Source organism: Thermobifida cellulosilytica TB100 (assembly GCF_001517975.1).
Classification (GTDB): Bacteria; Actinomycetota; Actinomycetes; order Streptosporangiales; family Streptosporangiaceae; genus Thermobifida; species Thermobifida cellulosilytica.
In genome coordinates this window covers 1,217,497-1,233,121 of the sequence record NZ_KQ950180.1, presented here as the reverse complement: position 1 = coordinate 1,233,121, position 15,625 = coordinate 1,217,497, and the positions used below count along the sequence as shown (strand labels likewise).

The window sequence follows — 15,625 nt, the reverse complement described above, 5'->3', positions numbered from 1 at the left end:
CACCCCCGTCCTCCCCCTCCGGACAGGCTGATGTCCAGCAACGAGATGAGGGGCGACGCTGAAGCCGTCGTCCAGGCCGGAGTGGTCCACGGTGACGTCCACATCGGCGTTCCCGGGCACTCCGGCCTTCCCGTGCCCCGCCAACTGCCGCTTGCCATGCGCGGCTTCGTCAACCGCCAGGCCCAGCTCGCCGCGTTGGACGAGCTCGCCCGGGAGGCCGACGACCCGAACAGTCCGGTCCGGTCGGTGACCGTGTCCACCATCGCCGGCGCTCCCGGAGTGGGAAAAACCGCGCTCGCCGTGTACTGGGCGCGCCGGGAGCGCTCCCGGTACCGTGACGGCGACCTGTACGTCGACCTACGCGGGTACGGTCCCGGTCCCAGGCTTGAGGCGGCGCAGGCACTGGAGACTCTGCTGCGCTGTCTGGACGTGGCCCCCGACCGGATACCGGCGGACCTCGACGGCCGCGCCGCCATGTACCGGTCGCTGCTGGACGGCAGGCGGATGCTGGTACTCATCGACAACGCGGCCAGTGCCGACCAGGTCCGCCCCCTGTTGCCCGCCTCGCCGCACTGCCTGGTGATCGTGACCAGCCGGAACAGCCTTCCCGGGCTGACCGCGCGGGAGGGAGCACGCAGGCTGGTGCTCGACACGCTCACCCCGGAAGAGGCGCTGGTACTGCTCCGGCAGGTTATAGGTGCCGAACGGGTCGATGCGGAACCCGAAGCGGCCCGGCGTCTGGTACGACACTGCGTGTTCCTGCCGTTGGCGTTGCGGATCATCGCGGAACGCGTCACCGCCAGTCCGGGAGTGCCGCTCGCTGAGTTCGTCGCCGAACTGGACGATGAGAGAGAGAACGCCTGGACGCTCTACGGACCGAGGACGACGAATTGAGCGACGTGCGGGCCGTCTTCACGGCCTCCTACAACGAACTCGACGCCGAGGCGGCCCGCCTGTTCCGGCGGTTGGGCCTGCATCCCGGTGCGGAGGCGGGGGTGCCCGCCTGCGCGGTGCTCGTGGGGATGACCGTGCCGAAGACACGACGACTGCTGGAGCGGTTGGCCCGCGTCCACCTGGTCACCGTGGTCAGCCGTGACCGCTACCGACTGCACGATCTGTTGCGGTTGTACGCGGCAGAGCGGGCCGAAGAGGACGAGACGCCCGAGGAACGCGAACAGGCGCTGCGCCGGGTGCTGCTCTGGTACCTGCACAGTGTCGACAACGGACACCACGTGGTTCTGCCTGCCTTCCACAGGGTTCCTCTTCCCGAGGCCGACCTGCCGGTCGTTCCCATGGAGTTCGAGGGGGTGGACCAGGCGATGGACTGGTTCGAGACGGAACGGGAGAACTTAGTCGCCGCAGTCCGTGTCGCGGGAGAGAACGGCGCCGACGACCTTGCATGGCGGCTGCCCGCCGTCATGTACGGGTTCTTCGAGATGCGCGGCTACTGGTCGCAGTGGCGTGACCTCAATCGGTTGGGGGTGGAGGCCGCTGAACGGATCGGCGACGAGCACGGGCTGGCCTGCAACCGGCTCGGGCTGGGAGACGCCAACTGGCTGTTGAAACGTACCGACGAGGCGTTCGAGTGCTATCGGATCGCCGCCGAGGACGCTTCCCGATGCGGGGACCGGTGGGTGGAGGGGTTCGCGCTGCGTCAGACCGCGGTCCTGCTGCACGACCGGGGGCGGTACGAGCAGGCGAGCGGAGTCGCGGAGCAGGCGCTGGCGGTCTTCGAACGCGGGCGGGAGTGGGCGGGGCGCGGGCATGGCCCTGCTGACGTTGGCAGACTGCCAGCGCGAACGAGGGGTACCGCAGCAGGCCGTCAGCAGTTGCGAGCGGGCATTGGAGCTGTTCGGGGTCGTCGACGACAGGTGGAGTCTCGCGTGGGGGCGCTGTGTACTGGGGCGAGCCCTGGCTGAACTGGGCCGATGGTCCGAGGCACTGGAGCGGTACCGCGAGGCACTGGTCACCTTCCGCTCTTTCGGTAACAAGCGCAACGAGTCGCGGGCGCTGATCGGCATGGGGGAGGCGTGCGCGGCACTGGGACGGACCGGGGAAGCCCGGGAGCACCTGGAGGCCGCCAAGGCGCTGCTGGACGAGATCGGCAGCGAGCAGGCCGCCGACCTCGCAGAACGTATCAAGGGCTTGGACGTCGGCGGTGAGTAGCGGCCCCCGTGGACCTGCCGGGGAGGAGCGCTTCCCCGGGCCTGTCTCCCCGGGGGTGGGGGTCAGTCCCAGGGGACGGCGGCGAGGATGCGGCCGCGGTGGAAGCGGCGGAACGCGGCGTCGATGCCCATGCCGGGGAGTTTGAGGGTGCTGACGTAGGTGCGGCCGACGGCTTTGCGCAGGTCGGCGAGCGAGGCGCAGTCCGGGAGCTGGGCTGCGGCCTCGGCCAGGACGGGGTCGGCGGAGGCGCGGGCGGTGGGCGCGTCGACGACGGGCGCCCGGGGGAGGCGCAGCTCCTCCCGGTCCGCCCAGCCGCGGACGGCCTCGGCGTCGGGGTCGGCGGGCTGGCCGAAGAACCACTCTGAGAACGCGTCGTCGAAGTCCTCGTAGCAGCCCGCGCGGACCGCGTCGGCGGCGCGGCGGACGCCGTCGGCCAGGTCGAGCAGCCAGTGCGCCAGACTGGGCGCCTCGAAGCGGGCGTTGAGGCTGTCCCAGAAGGCGAAGACGCCGTGCCATTCGCCGGTGTCCGGGTCGACGTCCACGTAGTAGGCCTCGGCCACGCCGTTGGTGTGCAGGACGCGGAAGGTTCCGGGCGGGCCGCAGCGGTGGTCGGGTTCGGTGTTGAACTCGTTTTCGAAGCCGAACGCCTCGAAGAGGTCGGGGCTCCCCCCTCTCACGGGGGCGAACCCGCCGGTCTCGCGGGCGATGGCGCGGATGTCCTCGGGGACGGGGGCATCCCAGGCGTCCATGGCGCTGTCGCTGATCCCGGGCAGCAGGACGATTCCGCCGTCCGAGGCGTCCGCCGCCGCGCGCAGCGCCGCCACGACCTGTCGCGGGGTGGGGGGATCCGAGGAGAAGGCGTTCATGGGTCCTCCGGGGGTGGGCCGTTGCCGACGGTGACCACCCTGCCACGGGGGTGTGACGCGGGATGGGGGGCGAGGGCAGAGGGCTGGTTGCCGGGGCGGGGACGGGGTGTTCGAGGGCTGTCCATTCAGTCGCGCTATCCGGGAATCCTGTCCGCTTGCCTCGGCCGGGAGGCCCGGCAGCTTTGCCCTGTTCCTCGGGTGTGGGAGGGGTTGTCGGGTGGCGGGTATCCGGTGGCAAAGCGTTGCGGGAGGGTGGGAGTCCCTCCGGTACCGGAGCGGCGGTCAGGGCTGCCGGGCCTCCCGGCCGAAACGAACCAGCCACTTCACCGCCTGCCCGGTTTCCGAGGGGTTTGGGCTGGTGGAGGATCTCAACCCTTCCGGTCTGCCTCAGCCGCGAGGCGCGGCAGCCCTGCCCGGTCCTTGGGTGCGGGAGGGGTTGCCGGGCGGCGGGTGGGCTGCGGGCCGGGGCCGGGGAAGGAGCGGCCCCGGCCCGCAGGTCAGGCGGTGAGAGGGTCGGGGGGTTGGCCGGTGTCCCAGGTGAGGAGGAAGTAGACGCCGTGCTGCCAGGGGGCGAGGCTGCCCCACTTGGTGGCCAACTGGTCGACGAGGAACAGGCCCCGGCCGTGTTCGGCGAACGGGTCCTCGGGGGCGGCCACGTGCGGGAGGGCCTGCCGCAGGCGCGGGGCGCGGGTGCGGACCTCGGTCCAGGCACCGGAGGAGTCCACGCTCACCCGGACGGTGAACGTTTCGCCGGGGTCGCCGGAGCGGGTGTGGCGGATCGCGTTGGTGGCCAGTTCGGAGGTGAGGAGCGCGGCCCGGTCCACCACGTCGTCGGGGGCGCTGCTCTGCGGGTAGAGCCGGATCGCACCGGCCACGAACCGGCGGGCCGCGGCCACGCTGGCGGGCAGGCCGGGAAAGGACGTGAACGCCACGGTCACCGGGACTCCTCCCCACAGGACGGACCACTCCAGGGGCGGGTGCGGCGGTACAGGGCGGCGGCTGAGAGGGCCGCGCCGAGCAGGCTGTCGAGGTTGGCCAGCGCGGTGACGGTCGTGGCCGCGTTGTGGATCGGCAGGATCAACCGGTCTGAGCCGAGCACGACAGCCAGGCCGGTTTCGTGGTCTTCGACGTAGGCGCGGCCGTCGGCGAGCAGGGCGATCTGGTCGGTGCTCAGGGTGTAGTCGGCCATCAGAGTCCCCCGCTGTTCAGGTAGGCGCGGATGCGGCCGCGTGTCTGCTGGCCGTAGTAGCCGCGCACGGGGTGCGGGGGTTCGTAGGTGGCCAGGATGTGGTCGAGCAGGTCGAGGTCGCTGACGGCCACCACGTGCCCGGTCACCCGGTTGCGCGCCCGATAGGGAGAGGAAGAGCTGTACTCGTAGGTGGTCTCCCAGCGGGCCGAGTGCGCCTCGGCGGTCGCGGCGAAGGCCGCGTAGTCCGGGATACGGGGGATTTCCCGGGCCTGGCGGCGTGGCGGCGCGGCATGCCGCGGCCGGTGCACCACCGACCGACGTCGGGGCGGGTGGGGCGGGCGTCGGACGGCGAGCACGCCGAACTCGGCGAGCATAGCTGGTAAGAAGGGCAGCAACAGTAGAACACGCATCATTGGGTGACCTTCGGTTCAGTGCGGCTGGGAAACCGCGTCCACCAGGAATGCGGAACCATGCGGCTCGCGGCCGTGGGCTCCGAAGCGCCGAAGTTCGGAAGTATGCGACAGACTGACGGTGTGAGACCCCCGAACTCCGCCGCACACTCGCATCCCCACAGGCTCCCGAGAACCCCTCGTTTATGGGGGCTAAACTTCGGTGTGTACTGTGACGGTAGCCCAACTGCGCGGACCCTGCAATAGGGGGGCTAAACTTTTTTCGGGCGGACTAGCTACAGAGGACTAACAGCGTGGATGCCAGGACGCTGCACGACATCGCAGCCATACCCGACCCGCTCGACCGGGCGCGTGCCGCGTCGAGCGCCATGACCACCCTTCAGGGGCAGTCCGTCGAACTGTCCCGAATCCGCCGCCAGGCGATCATCGAAGCTCAGGAGTCCGGCGGTCTGCGGCAGGAGGACATCGCCCGGCATCTCGGCGTGACGCCGGGGCGCGTGTCGCAGATGAAGAAGGCGGGCGCGGGACCGGCGCACCAGGCGCCGCCCGGACCGACCGAGCCCCGGCCGCGCGTTCTGGTGGAGCGTGCTCTGCCAACACCGCCGAGTGTGCGCGGCTCCAAGAGCCTGTACCTGACCGAGGCCGAGCGGCAGGGGCTGACCGCCGAACGGAAGATGCTCTACATCGGCCGTGAACCGGCCAGTGACCATGTCGCCGCCGGACTGCGGACCGAACCGGGTGAGGATGTCATCGCCCGCCGCAAGATGTTCTGGGCCAACGGAGTTCCGGTGCGCATCTCCACCAGCTACTTCCGCACCGACGTCGCGGAGGGGACCCGGCTTGCCGAGGAGGGGTTCGTGCTGCCGACCCTCCAGGCCGCCATCGAGGAGTTGGGACACCGGTTCTCCCACGCCACGGAGACGCTGACCGCGCGACCGCCGACACCGTACGAGGCCGACCTGCTGGAAGTACCCGGCGAGTGGGTGGTCCAGATTCTGCGGGTCAGCGTGTCCACCGACGACATGCCGATCCATGCACTGGAGACCGTGTGCGCCGCCTCTCGCCACACCTTCCCCATCGGCCAGGTCGCGGGCTCCGACCAGTTCTGAGGACGCACGAAGGCCCCGGCAGCGCCGGGGCCTTCGCACATTCCTGGCGGAATATCCCAAACCGACTCTACACCGCCTGCCCAGGTGCCGATGGTCGTGACGAGAGTGGGCCATGATCTCAGCCCGAAGCCCTCATCCGCCACGACCGTCGGTGTCTGGGCCGGATTAGACACCCGCTGGCTGCTCCCCGTTCAGTGACCATGGTTGTAGTCCGTGGTGCTCGATCGCGCTGGGGTCCTGGGCCACAGACGGGCAGGGTCGTGCGATCGAGCGCCACGGGAACCGAGGGCACCAGAGACCACAATCCGGCACCCACAGCCGTCACCCGCTCACAAGCCGACCGGGGCACGGTCGGCGGGGAATCAACCGGTTTGTTTCAGCCGGGAGGCCCGGCAGCCTTGACCGCCGCTCGGGTACGGGAGGGATTGTCAGGTGACAGGTCTTCGGGAGTGAAGCGCCGTCACACGGCCACAGACTGGCCGGGGGTGAAGCGCTACGGGAGGGTGGCCATCCCCCAGGAACCGGAGCGGACCTCAAGGCTGCCGCGCCTCGCGGCCGAAGCAGACAGGGAGTGTTGAGGTCCCCATCAGCCCCGGAGCGGCCGGGGTGGGGTGGGCGGTGAACCATCCGGTGTCTTCGGCCGGGAGGCCCGGCAGCCTTGTCCGCCGCTCGGGTGAGGGAGGGGTTGTTGGGTGACAGGTCTTCGGGAGTGAAGCGCCGTCACACGGTCGCAGGTTGGCCGGGAGTGGAGTGTTGCGGGTGGGTGGCAGTCCCCCAGGAACCGGAGCGGACCTCAAGGCTGCCGCGCCTCGCGGCCGAAGCAGACGGGGACTGTCGGTGTGGCGTAGAGCTGTCCACAGCCTGGGGAAGAGTCTTGCTCGATGCCGGGGACGCTGCCGGACCCTGGGGGCATGAGCAGTCTTCCTCCGTATTCGGTGCACGCCGCCGGGTTCGTCCAACGCCGCCATCCCCGTGGCGGGACCATCGCCGAGCGGGCGGCGTTGCTGGGCGACACGCTCGGGGACGCTGTCCTGGTGGGGCGGGCCGCCGCTGCCCTGCACGGTCTGGACGTGCTGCCCCCGGGAGTGGCGGAAGCCGCCTGGCCGTTGCAGGTCGTCGTCGCGCCGGGTGTACGCCCCCGTGGTCTGGCCGGATGCGACATCCACGAGGCCGTGCTGCCCGAGGGCGACGTGTGCACCGTCGCAGGCATTCGGGTGACCACGTTGGAACGCACGGCCCTGGACTGCGCCCGGTCCCTGCCCCGGCTGGAGGCCGTGGCCGCAGTCGACCAGATCCTGCGGGCCGGGGTGGAGCTTGACCGGCTCCAGCGGCGCGGCCTGGAGTTCGCCGGACAGCGGGGAGACGCCGTCGTCTGCTCGGTGCTGCGGGTGTGCGATCCTGCGGCCGAATCCCCGGGGGAGAGCTGGACGCGCTGTCTGATCCTGGACGCCGGCCTGCCCCGCCCGGTCGGCCAGTACCGCCTGGACGTTTCCGGCCACGGCATCGTGCGGTTGGATCTGGCCTATCCCGACTACCGCCTGGCGATCGAGTACGACGGGCGGGAGCACCACACGAGGTTCTCCGATGTGCTGCGCGACCGTCGGCGGCGCGGCGCGCTGGAGAGTGAGGGCTGGACGGTGCTGGCGGTGCGCTCCGGTTCGGTGCTGCACCAGCCGGACGTGCTGTTCGCGAGGCTACTGCACCAGTTGCACGAACGCGGCTGGTCTGCCCCGGCGGGAACGCTGGCGACCATCCGCAAACGGATCAACTACATCTGCATGTGCCAGCGCAGGAACAGGGAGGAGTTCCGCTACACACAGCAGACAACGGCCATCGGACTGGGACGACCACTACGAGAGGAATAACCGACACCGGTCGGGGTTGCTGGTGAACTTGCCGGTTTGCTTCGGCCGGGAGGCCCGGCAACCTTGACCGGTCCTCGGGCGGGGGAGGGATTGTTAGGTGGCGGGTCTTCGGGGGTGAAGCGCTGCGGGTGGGTGGTCATCCCTCCGGGACCGGAGCGGGCCTCAGGGCTGCCGCGCCTCGCGGCCGAAGCAGACAGGAAGTGTCGGAGTCTTCATCAGCCCTGGGGCGACCGAGGGTGCGGCGGGCGGTGGGGTGGCTGGTCTGCCTCAGCCGGGAGGCCCGGCAGCCTTGACCGGTCCTCGGGCGGGGGAGGGATTGTTAGGTGGCGGGTCTTCGGGGGTGGAGCGTTGCGGGTGGGTGGTCATCCCTCCGGGACCGGAGCGGGCCTCAGGGCTGCCGCGCCTCGCGGCCGAAGCAGACAGGAAGTGTCAAGGTCCCCATCAGCCCCGGAGCGGCCGGAGTCGGGACAGGCGGTGAACCATCCGGTGTCTTCGGCCGGGAGGCCCGGCAGCCTTGGCCGCTCTTCGGGCGGGGGAGGGATTGTTGGCTGCCGGGCCTCGGGAGTCCAATTAATTCCGGGGCAGGTGGGCGGCGTCAGTCAAGCAGGCTCTGCTGGGTGGCGCGCGTGCCCTTCTTCTTGTCGTGCAGGCCTTGGGCGACCTCTTGGGCGTAGCGCTCGTGGTTCAGCTCAAGCAGGCTGTCCAGGATCTCGCGCTGGGCGGCCGGGCCGATGGTGTAGCGGAGTTCCTTCCTGCCGACCTTGTGGAACCCGTGGTCGAGGCTGCCGACTTTCTCGATGCGCTCCTCCCAGCCGTAGGCGCGGACAGTGGCCTCATCGATGGCTTTGTGGATCCGGCGCAGCTCCTCGATGTCGTCGTCGGAGCACTCCGGGTCGAAGACCAGGTTGTAGGTCTTGGTGAGACCGGACTGACGGGAGAGCATCACGTCCCGACGGAAGGAGTCCAGGCGGGAGCCGAGCTCGCGCAGTTCCTCGGTGAGTTCAGGGAGAGGGAAAGTTTCGAAGACGTCGGAGGGGGTGTAGCGGAGATCGGCCTTCATTGAAGAGCCACGGGACTTGGCCCACCAGTAGTGCGGCGAGCTTGAGAGCAAGGCCAGAATGGCGGTGTCGTCGGTGGCAAAGACTGCCAGCATATGCGAGAAAACTTGGCCAGTCGACACCATCATTGGCATTACAGTCTTACTGACGAGGGTAATTGCGATGGTGCGATCTAGGTCAGAAATAGCCGTATAAAGGTTTGGTGCTATCTCAGCATATTGCCACCATCGATCCCGGCGAGCTTTGCGTTTGTTCTGCTCTCGATCTGGCTTAACCAGCTTGACGACCTGCTCGTAGCACTCCGGGTACTCCTTCGCGCGTTCCTCTGACCAGTCGTGGAAGTTGATGACCCAACGGCTCCCCGAGTAGTCCGGGCGCGTGTTCAGGTCCTGCCCGTTGAGGTAGGGGAAGAGGACTTCCTTGTTGCGTGGGTCCTTCTCGATGAGTTCTTGTGCCTTTTCGGGGGGCATAGTGAAGCCTGTGCCGAGGATGTTGCTCCCCTGGAAGGAAATCCCCCTGTTGCTCGCAAGCCGCTCCGGATTTCCACTCACCCGGGAAGCAGGGTCCAGTGAAGGAGTGATGCCCGCTACCTCGCTTCCGTCAAGAATCTTCTTGGCCTTGTCCGACAGTTCGGCCCTGCTTCCCCATACCGCGCAGTACTCCAGAGCTGCACTCTTTGAAGGCCAAGGTTTGCTCTTGACTGCCTGCCGGATGGTGACCTTGTTAGCGACCAGTTGGTCCAACCCGACTTCCCGGGTGTCTCCTTGAGCCAAGGTATTGGTGGCGATCAGTCCGGTCTGACCACCGCTATTGAGGACGTCATGCGCCCGAAGTGCGAAGTAGGCGACTAGGTCGGCGCTTCCCCGAGCACCGTGGCCGATACCGTGCACCAAGTGTTCGCGGTACGCGGTTCCCAGGGCTCCGGTGAGCTTCTGTCCTCCCAAGAACGGAGGATTCCCGATCACCGCATCGAATCCGCCCTTTTCGAACACTTCCGGGAACACCAGTGGCCAGTGGAGCGGCTCCCGCTTGAAGGCCCCTTCCGGCCTGTCTGTCTCCAGCCATTCCCGGATCTGTTCGCGGGCCTGGGCCTCGGCGGTGTCGATCCGTCGAGCGTAGTCGGCGGCCAGGATAGAACCGTTTCTCAGGCCGGTGTCCCCGCGCTTGACATGGGCCAGCGCTGCTCCCACACACAGGTCGGCGAACAGTTCGGCGTATCCGGTGTCCAGTCGTACTCCGGCGAGAATGGAGCTTTTGCGGTGCACGCCATCGATCGTTCCGCCGTCGACCTCGGTGATCCTTCGGCGCTCTTTGGCGATTCCTGAAACCACCGAGCGCACGTTCGCCAGGAGTTGCGGATCGAGTCGGTCGTGGACCTCTTTACCCCTTTTCGGGTCCATGTGCATGTACTCGACCTGCTCCAGGGACGTGATCCCCAGCAGCGAGTCCCCCGCCACCAGTCGGTCGTCCAGGAACGTGAACGGCCGCTTCGGGTCCATGGACACCAGCCACAGCGACAGCTTTGCCATCTCCACGGCCATCGGGTTGATGTCCACCCCGTACAGGCAGTGCTCGATGATCTGCCGCCGTGCCTCGATGACGACCGGGTCCTCGTCGGCCCCCAACCCGTCACCGGTGGGGGTGTAGTCGCGGACCCGTTCGTCGCCTTCGGCGACCCACGCCTCGATGAGGCGGTCGCCCAGGTACCGGGCCGCGGCGACGAGGAACGCCGCCGAGCCCATCGCGATGTCGGCGACCTTCAGGTCCAGGATCTCGGCGCTCGACTTGAGCTTCCACTCGTCGCGGTCGGCGGTCTGCAACGGCCCCGGTTCGTACACCAAGGGCTCCAGCGCGCCCTCGACGACCTGTTCGGCGAGGAAGCGCGGCGTGTAGTGCGTGCCCGTGTTCCGGCGCAGCGGCGACTCCGTCACGTACAGCTCGCCCGGCAGCACCACCACCGGCAGTCCGCGCAGGTCGGTGCGGAGAATCCCGAAGAACGGCAGCAGCCGCTCCGCCAGCGGGTAGTCGCCGCGGGTCACCGCGAGCAGCTTCTTGCGGGCCTCCTCCCTCGCCGCGCCCGACAGCGGGGCCAGCCGCTTCTCCACGGCCCGCGCCGAACCGATGCCGGACTGCCTGTAGGCGTCCGAGACGGCCTTCGCCAGTCCGCTCAGGTCGGAGTGGTGCGCCGCCAGCGCCTCCAGGTCGGCGAGGCGCACCTCCTCCTCGCGGCCCTCCTTGCCGACCAGGCCCACGACCACGTCGTCGGCGCGGAAGCCGTCGAAGGACAGTAGGCCCTCGTACACGTAGCCGATCTGCTCGACGTCCAAGGTGCGGAACGACAGCTTGCGCCGCTCCTTCGACCGGCCCGAGCCGATCTCGACGTACTGCACGGCGCGCAGCATGTGCAGCACGGTGCGGTCGTCGATGTGCAGCGGCAGCCACGCGAACTGGTCCGGGTGGAACAGCGACCCGTCGTGCGCGGTCATGCGCAGCCTCGGGTGGTCCACGCCGTGGTAGACCGCGTTGAACAGGGCGAGCAGCCGGTGCCAGGCGGTGTAGGTGTTCTCCAGTTCCTCCTCGGAGCCCTCCAGGGCGCGCTGCTCCAGTTCGGCGCAGAGCCGGCCCGCCGAGTACGCCCTGGCGTACAGCTCGTTGTCGGACGGCAGCAGCTTCCGCTCCTCCGCGAACAGCAGGAACACCACGCGCATCATCACCGACACCGCGCCCCGGTACACCTCGTGCGCGGGCACGTGCGCCAGACTGGGCTCGCCGTGCTCCCGGGACCAGGTGTCGGCGCGGCCGATCGCGGCGACCAGCAGCTCCACGGCCTGGCGGACCTGCACGCCGAGGGCCTCGGTGATCTCCTCCTGAGAGTCCAGGCTCTTGCGCAGCAGCGGTACGAGCGTCTCCTCGTCGGGCACCGCGAAGAAGCGGCTGCGGCCCAGCAGCGAGAAGAACGCGCGCACCACGATCCGTTCGGCGGCCTCCGCCCAGGCGACCGCGTCGAACACGGCGGTGGTGGTGACGCCGCCGCGCGGCGCCCACACCAGCACCCACCAGCGGCCGTCGGTGGCCAGGCCCAGTTCCACGCCGTGGTGACGGCACAACTGGGCGAGCCGGTCCACGGGGGTCGCCGACCACGCCTCGCCCTTCACGCGGGCCGTGGGGGAGGCGTTCGGCGGACACACCAGGCCGAGCAGCCGCACCGTGTCCGGCTTGACGTCCTCGCCCGGCTCCACGAGGGCGAACGACGGGGTGACCGTGGTGTCGTGCTCGGGCACCTCCATCGCGAGGCCCGCCAGCTCCTCGGCGTCGGTGCGGTACTCCTCCCGCCAGTCGAGCAGTTCGCCGAGCACGAAGTCCACCCAGGGGCGCTGTCCGGCGGCCGTGTCGGCCTGCCAGGCGGTGTGCGCCCGGCGCAGTGCAGCGACCTGCTCCTTGGTCAGCGCCTCCAGGCTCGGCCAGGTGTCGCGGAGCACCGGCAGCGACAGGAACGGGCCGCTCACCTCGATCAGCGACAGCCACTCGCGGTGCTGCTGCGCACTGTCGGGGGCGGCGGGGCGGGAACGGCGAGGACGGGGACTCATCGGACGGCCTCCCGGGACGGAATGACGAACACCACGGCGACGGGGAACAGGTGCGGCTCCTGGCGGCTGTAGCGGGCCTCGATCGCCGCCAGTTCGCGTTCGCGTTCGGCGTCCAGCTCGTCGAGGCGGCGCTGCCAGTTGCGGCGGTCGCGCCGGTACTGCTCCAACTCCTCCTTCGACTTCTCCAGCTCGACTCGGCTGAACAGGGCGTCCTCGGCGTCGTCGGGGTCCGCCGCGAGCGCGGCGCGCAGGGTCGCGGAGAACTGCTTGAACACGGAGGTGATCCGCTCGCGTTCCTCGGCGGCGCGCTGCTCCAACTGGCGGCCCAGCGACTCCTGACGGGTCTTCTTCCGCCACTTGACGGCCGACATGAGGCCGTCGGAGATCTGCGGCCACCGCTGCGCGACGCGCTGCCACACCACGTCCGAGGCGGGGCGGCCACTGGTGAGCGCGCGGTCCAGGATGCCGCCGAGCACGCCCAGGTTCTCCAAGCGGCGGAACCGGCCGTGCTCGGGCGCCCACCCGCCCGCGTACAGCACCTCCTCGTGCAGTCGGATGCCGTCGGCGCCCACCAGCACGAACCGCGAGTAGGCGCCGACCAGTACGTCCTCCAGGGCCGGATCGTCGCTGACCACGGCCGTCACCCGGCGCAGCCCCACCCGGTCGTTGGACACGGCGGCGCGCAGCAGCCGCGTGGACATCGCCACCAGCGGATGGTTGAGGTGCGCGAGCACCACGTCGTCGCGGCCCCGCGCCACCTCCGGGTCGAAGGTGACCGGAAGCTGCCGGGGCTCGCCGCCCGACGGCAGCTTCTCCGTCAGCCCTTCGGCGGCGCGCGCCCACGAGTCGGTGAGCGTGGGCACGTCGAACAGGCCCTCGGCGAGCTCCCGCTCGTCGACGTGGGGGGTGAGGCTCTGCTGGTTGGCGAGGGCCAGCGCGGTGTCCACGACCCGCTTCACCCGGTCGGGGGTCAGGCCCAGCTCCTTGACGGTGGCGTCCAGCTTCTCGCGGAGTCTGCGCACCTGGTCGCGGACGTTGGCGTCGGAGGCCAGCCGCTCCTTGCGCGACCCGGCGTTCTCCACGTCGACGTCGGTGGCCTGGCCGAGCATGCGTCGCTGCACCGCGTCCGCCAGCACCGCGTTGACCTGGCCCAGGTCCTCCTCCATGCGCGCCACCTTCGTGGCGACCCGGGACAGGAACTCCAGGTCGGCCTCGTAGGAGTCGACGGCGCCCTGCCAGCCCGATCCCACGAAGTGCCGCACCTCGGGGGTTTGGGACTGGCCGTAGCGGTCGATGCGGCCGATGCGCTGTTCCAGCTTGTTCGGGTTGAACGGGATGTCGTAGTTGACCAGGCGGTGGCAGTGGCGTTGCAGGTCGATGCCCTCACCGGCGGCGTCAGTGGCCAGCAGGATGCGCACCGGGTGCTCGGACGGGTGCTTCTGGAAGGCCAGCCGCACCTGTTCGCGTTCGTGGGCGTTCATGCCGCCGTGCAGCACCGCCACCCGGTCGCCGCCCATGCCCTCCTGGCGGAGCAGGTCCACCAGCCAGTCGAGGGTGTCGCGGTACTCGGTGAACACCACGACCCGCTCGTTGGTCCAGTGCTGGTCGGGCCGGCACACCGACTTCAGGTAGCCGATCAGTTCGCGGGCCTTGGCGTCGGCGTTGGCCTCGTGGCTGACGGCCCACTCCAGCATCTGCTCCAGCAGGGCCGTCTCCTCGGAGTCGGCGTCGGGCTGCATGGGGCGGGTGCGGTCCAGCGCGTCGTCCTCCGCCTCTGCCAACTGCTCGTCGTCGTAGGCGGCGGTGTCGTCGAAGAAGTCCTCCAGCCACTCGGGCACGTCGTCGTCGACCGTGGTCAGGGCCGCGCCGGAGCGGCGGTTGAGCGTGTCCAGGTAGACGGAGAGGGTGTGCGCGAACGCCGCCGGACTGGAGAACAGGCGCTTCTTCAGCAGCAGGGTGACCAGGTCGGTGGCCTTGCGGCCGCGACGCGACGCGATCTTGGCGCGGCGCAGCTCCGCGAACCGGGTGAGCAGGCCGTGGATCTCGCGTTCGCTGTCCGGGTAGACCACCGGGAGCGCCTTCGCCTCGCGGCGTTGGAAACGCGGGTTGCCGTCGGCGTCCACAATGTCGGTCTTGAGGCGGCGCACCACCGTCTCGCGCACCGCCGCCCGGTCGGGGGCCACGCCGCGGGCGAACCGCTGGTCGTCGAGGATCTCCAGCAGCGCGGTGAACGACGCCTGGTAGCCGTTGTGCGGGGTCGCCGACAGGAACAGGCGGTGCGTGAAGTGAGGGGCGAGTCGGCGGATCAGCTTGGTCTGCTGCGAGTCGACCGCGTACACCTGCTTGGGCGCGGCCGGAGCGACATGGTGCGCCTCGTCCAGGATCAGTAGGTCGAAGGCGCGCGGGTAGCCGGGGCCGTCGGCGGGCAGCACCTCGTCGAGCAGCCGCTGCGCCTTCGCGCTGCGCAGCCACGGCAGGCTGACGATGGTCAGCGGGTACACGTTGAACGGGTTGGCGGCGCTGCCGAAGTCGCGGCGCACCCTGGCGCAGCGCTCCGAGTCCACGATGGTGAAGTCCAGGCCGAACTTCTCGGCCATCTCGTCGCGCCACTTCACGGTGAGGCCCGCCGGGCAGACGATCATGACGCGTTTGGCGCGGTGCCGCAGCAGCAGCTCCTGGGCGACCAGGCCGGCCTCGATGGTCTTGCCGAGGCCGACGTCGTCGGCGAGCAGCAGGTTCACGCGGGGTGCGGCCACGGCGCGCGACACCGGCTCCAACTGGTAGTCCTCGACGGTCACTCCGGAGCGGAACGGCGCCTGGAGCAGCCGTACGTCGGCGGAGGTGACGGCCGACCAGCGCACCGCGTCGAGGAATGCGGCGAGCTGGTCCGGCGGGTCGAACCCCGCGGCGACGGAGACCTCGGGCAGCGAACCGGCGGGCAGCACCCGGCGGCCCGGCTCCACCTCCCAGATCACTTCCAGGGTCTCGCCGAAGCGGCCGTCCTCGACGCTCTGCAAGGCCACCAGGGTGGCCTGCTCTCCGGCTGGTTCGACCTGGCTCACCACCCACTTCTGCCCCCGGACCGCCACCAGGGCGTTGGGGGTGGGCGTGTCCTTGGTTGTGCTCGCCATCGGGGTTCCTCGTCGTCGGACGGGTGGACGCGGACGCGGATCTAACTTACGGACGGGGTTGTGATCTGTCGAGAGTGGACATTATCTTGTTAGCTCAGTTCACACAACTGTAGTTGGTGGGTGGCTCCACAGGGATCGTGGCACACCGTCGGGGACGGTGTCTGGGAATCACCAGGAAATCACCACAATTCGGGACGCAGGTCCCCAGAAGGGCTGGTAGGAGAAGAGTGGGGACAGTGCCGCG

The 15,625-nt window shown here is 69.5% G+C and carries 10 protein-coding genes and 1 pseudogene; 5 read left to right on the top strand and 6 right to left on the bottom strand.

Annotated features, from left to right (window positions below):
* The first annotated feature begins 30 nt into the window (after nt 1-30).
* From AC529_RS05305 to AC529_RS19455, 3 genes and pseudogenes are all read left to right on the top strand, one after another.
* On the top strand, nt 31-894 hold the full coding sequence (locus AC529_RS05305) for an NB-ARC domain-containing protein (protein ID WP_068754001.1): 864 nt from the start codon (nt 31-33) through the stop codon (nt 892-894).
* Between the two features lie 128 nt (nt 895-1,022).
* Nucleotides 1,023-1,676, top strand: a pseudogene (locus AC529_RS21300) (hypothetical protein); the annotation flags it as partial.
* An 88-nt stretch (nt 1,677-1,764) separates the two neighbouring features.
* Entirely contained in the window at nt 1,765-2,166 is a 402-nt protein-coding gene (locus AC529_RS19455; RefSeq protein WP_083947936.1) for a tetratricopeptide repeat protein, read from the top strand.
* 62 nt (nt 2,167-2,228) lie between these two features.
* Here the strand turns inward: AC529_RS19455 and AC529_RS05295 are convergent, their stop codons facing one another.
* The 4 genes from AC529_RS05295 to AC529_RS05280 form a co-directional block, all read right to left on the bottom strand.
* Nucleotides 2,229-3,032, bottom strand: coding sequence for a hypothetical protein (locus tag AC529_RS05295; protein ID WP_068753997.1), 804 nt, complete (start codon nt 3,030-3,032; stop codon nt 2,229-2,231).
* A gap of 497 nt (nt 3,033-3,529) precedes the next feature.
* Complete coding sequence (locus AC529_RS05290) at nt 3,530-3,970, bottom strand: ATP-binding protein (RefSeq protein WP_068753995.1); 441 nt, start codon at nt 3,968-3,970, stop codon at nt 3,530-3,532.
* The gene (locus tag AC529_RS05285) at nt 3,967-4,221 is read right to left on the bottom strand and encodes a hypothetical protein (protein ID WP_068753993.1); all 255 of its coding nucleotides are present in this window, start codon (nt 4,219-4,221) and stop codon (nt 3,967-3,969) included. Before AC529_RS05285 ends, AC529_RS05290 begins: the two co-directional genes overlap by 4 nt.
* Nucleotides 4,221-4,631 (bottom strand): hypothetical protein, encoded by a 411-nt coding sequence (locus AC529_RS05280; RefSeq protein ID WP_232306579.1) that lies wholly within the window; start codon nt 4,629-4,631, stop codon nt 4,221-4,223. The genes AC529_RS05285 and AC529_RS05280 overlap by 1 nt, the downstream gene beginning before the upstream one ends.
* A gap of 293 nt (nt 4,632-4,924) precedes the next feature.
* Here AC529_RS05280 and AC529_RS05275 point away from each other — a divergent pair, with 293 nt between their 5' ends.
* Entirely contained in the window at nt 4,925-5,740 is an 816-nt protein-coding gene (locus AC529_RS05275) for a UTRA domain-containing protein (protein WP_068753991.1), read from the top strand.
* Between the two features lie 911 nt (nt 5,741-6,651).
* Nucleotides 6,652-7,605, top strand: a complete 954-nt coding sequence (locus tag AC529_RS05270) for a DUF559 domain-containing protein (protein WP_198156294.1) — start codon at nt 6,652-6,654, stop codon at nt 7,603-7,605.
* A gap of 595 nt (nt 7,606-8,200) precedes the next feature.
* Here AC529_RS05270 and AC529_RS05265 read toward each other — a convergent pair.
* Entirely contained in the window at nt 8,201-12,250 is a 4,050-nt protein-coding gene (locus AC529_RS05265; RefSeq protein WP_068753987.1) for an Eco57I restriction-modification methylase domain-containing protein, read from the bottom strand.
* Nucleotides 12,247-15,381, bottom strand: coding sequence for a DISARM system SNF2-like helicase DrmD (drmD, locus tag AC529_RS05260; RefSeq protein ID WP_068753985.1), 3,135 nt, complete (start codon nt 15,379-15,381; stop codon nt 12,247-12,249). The genes AC529_RS05265 and drmD overlap by 4 nt, the downstream gene beginning before the upstream one ends.
* Nucleotides 15,382-15,625 lie beyond the last annotated feature (244 nt).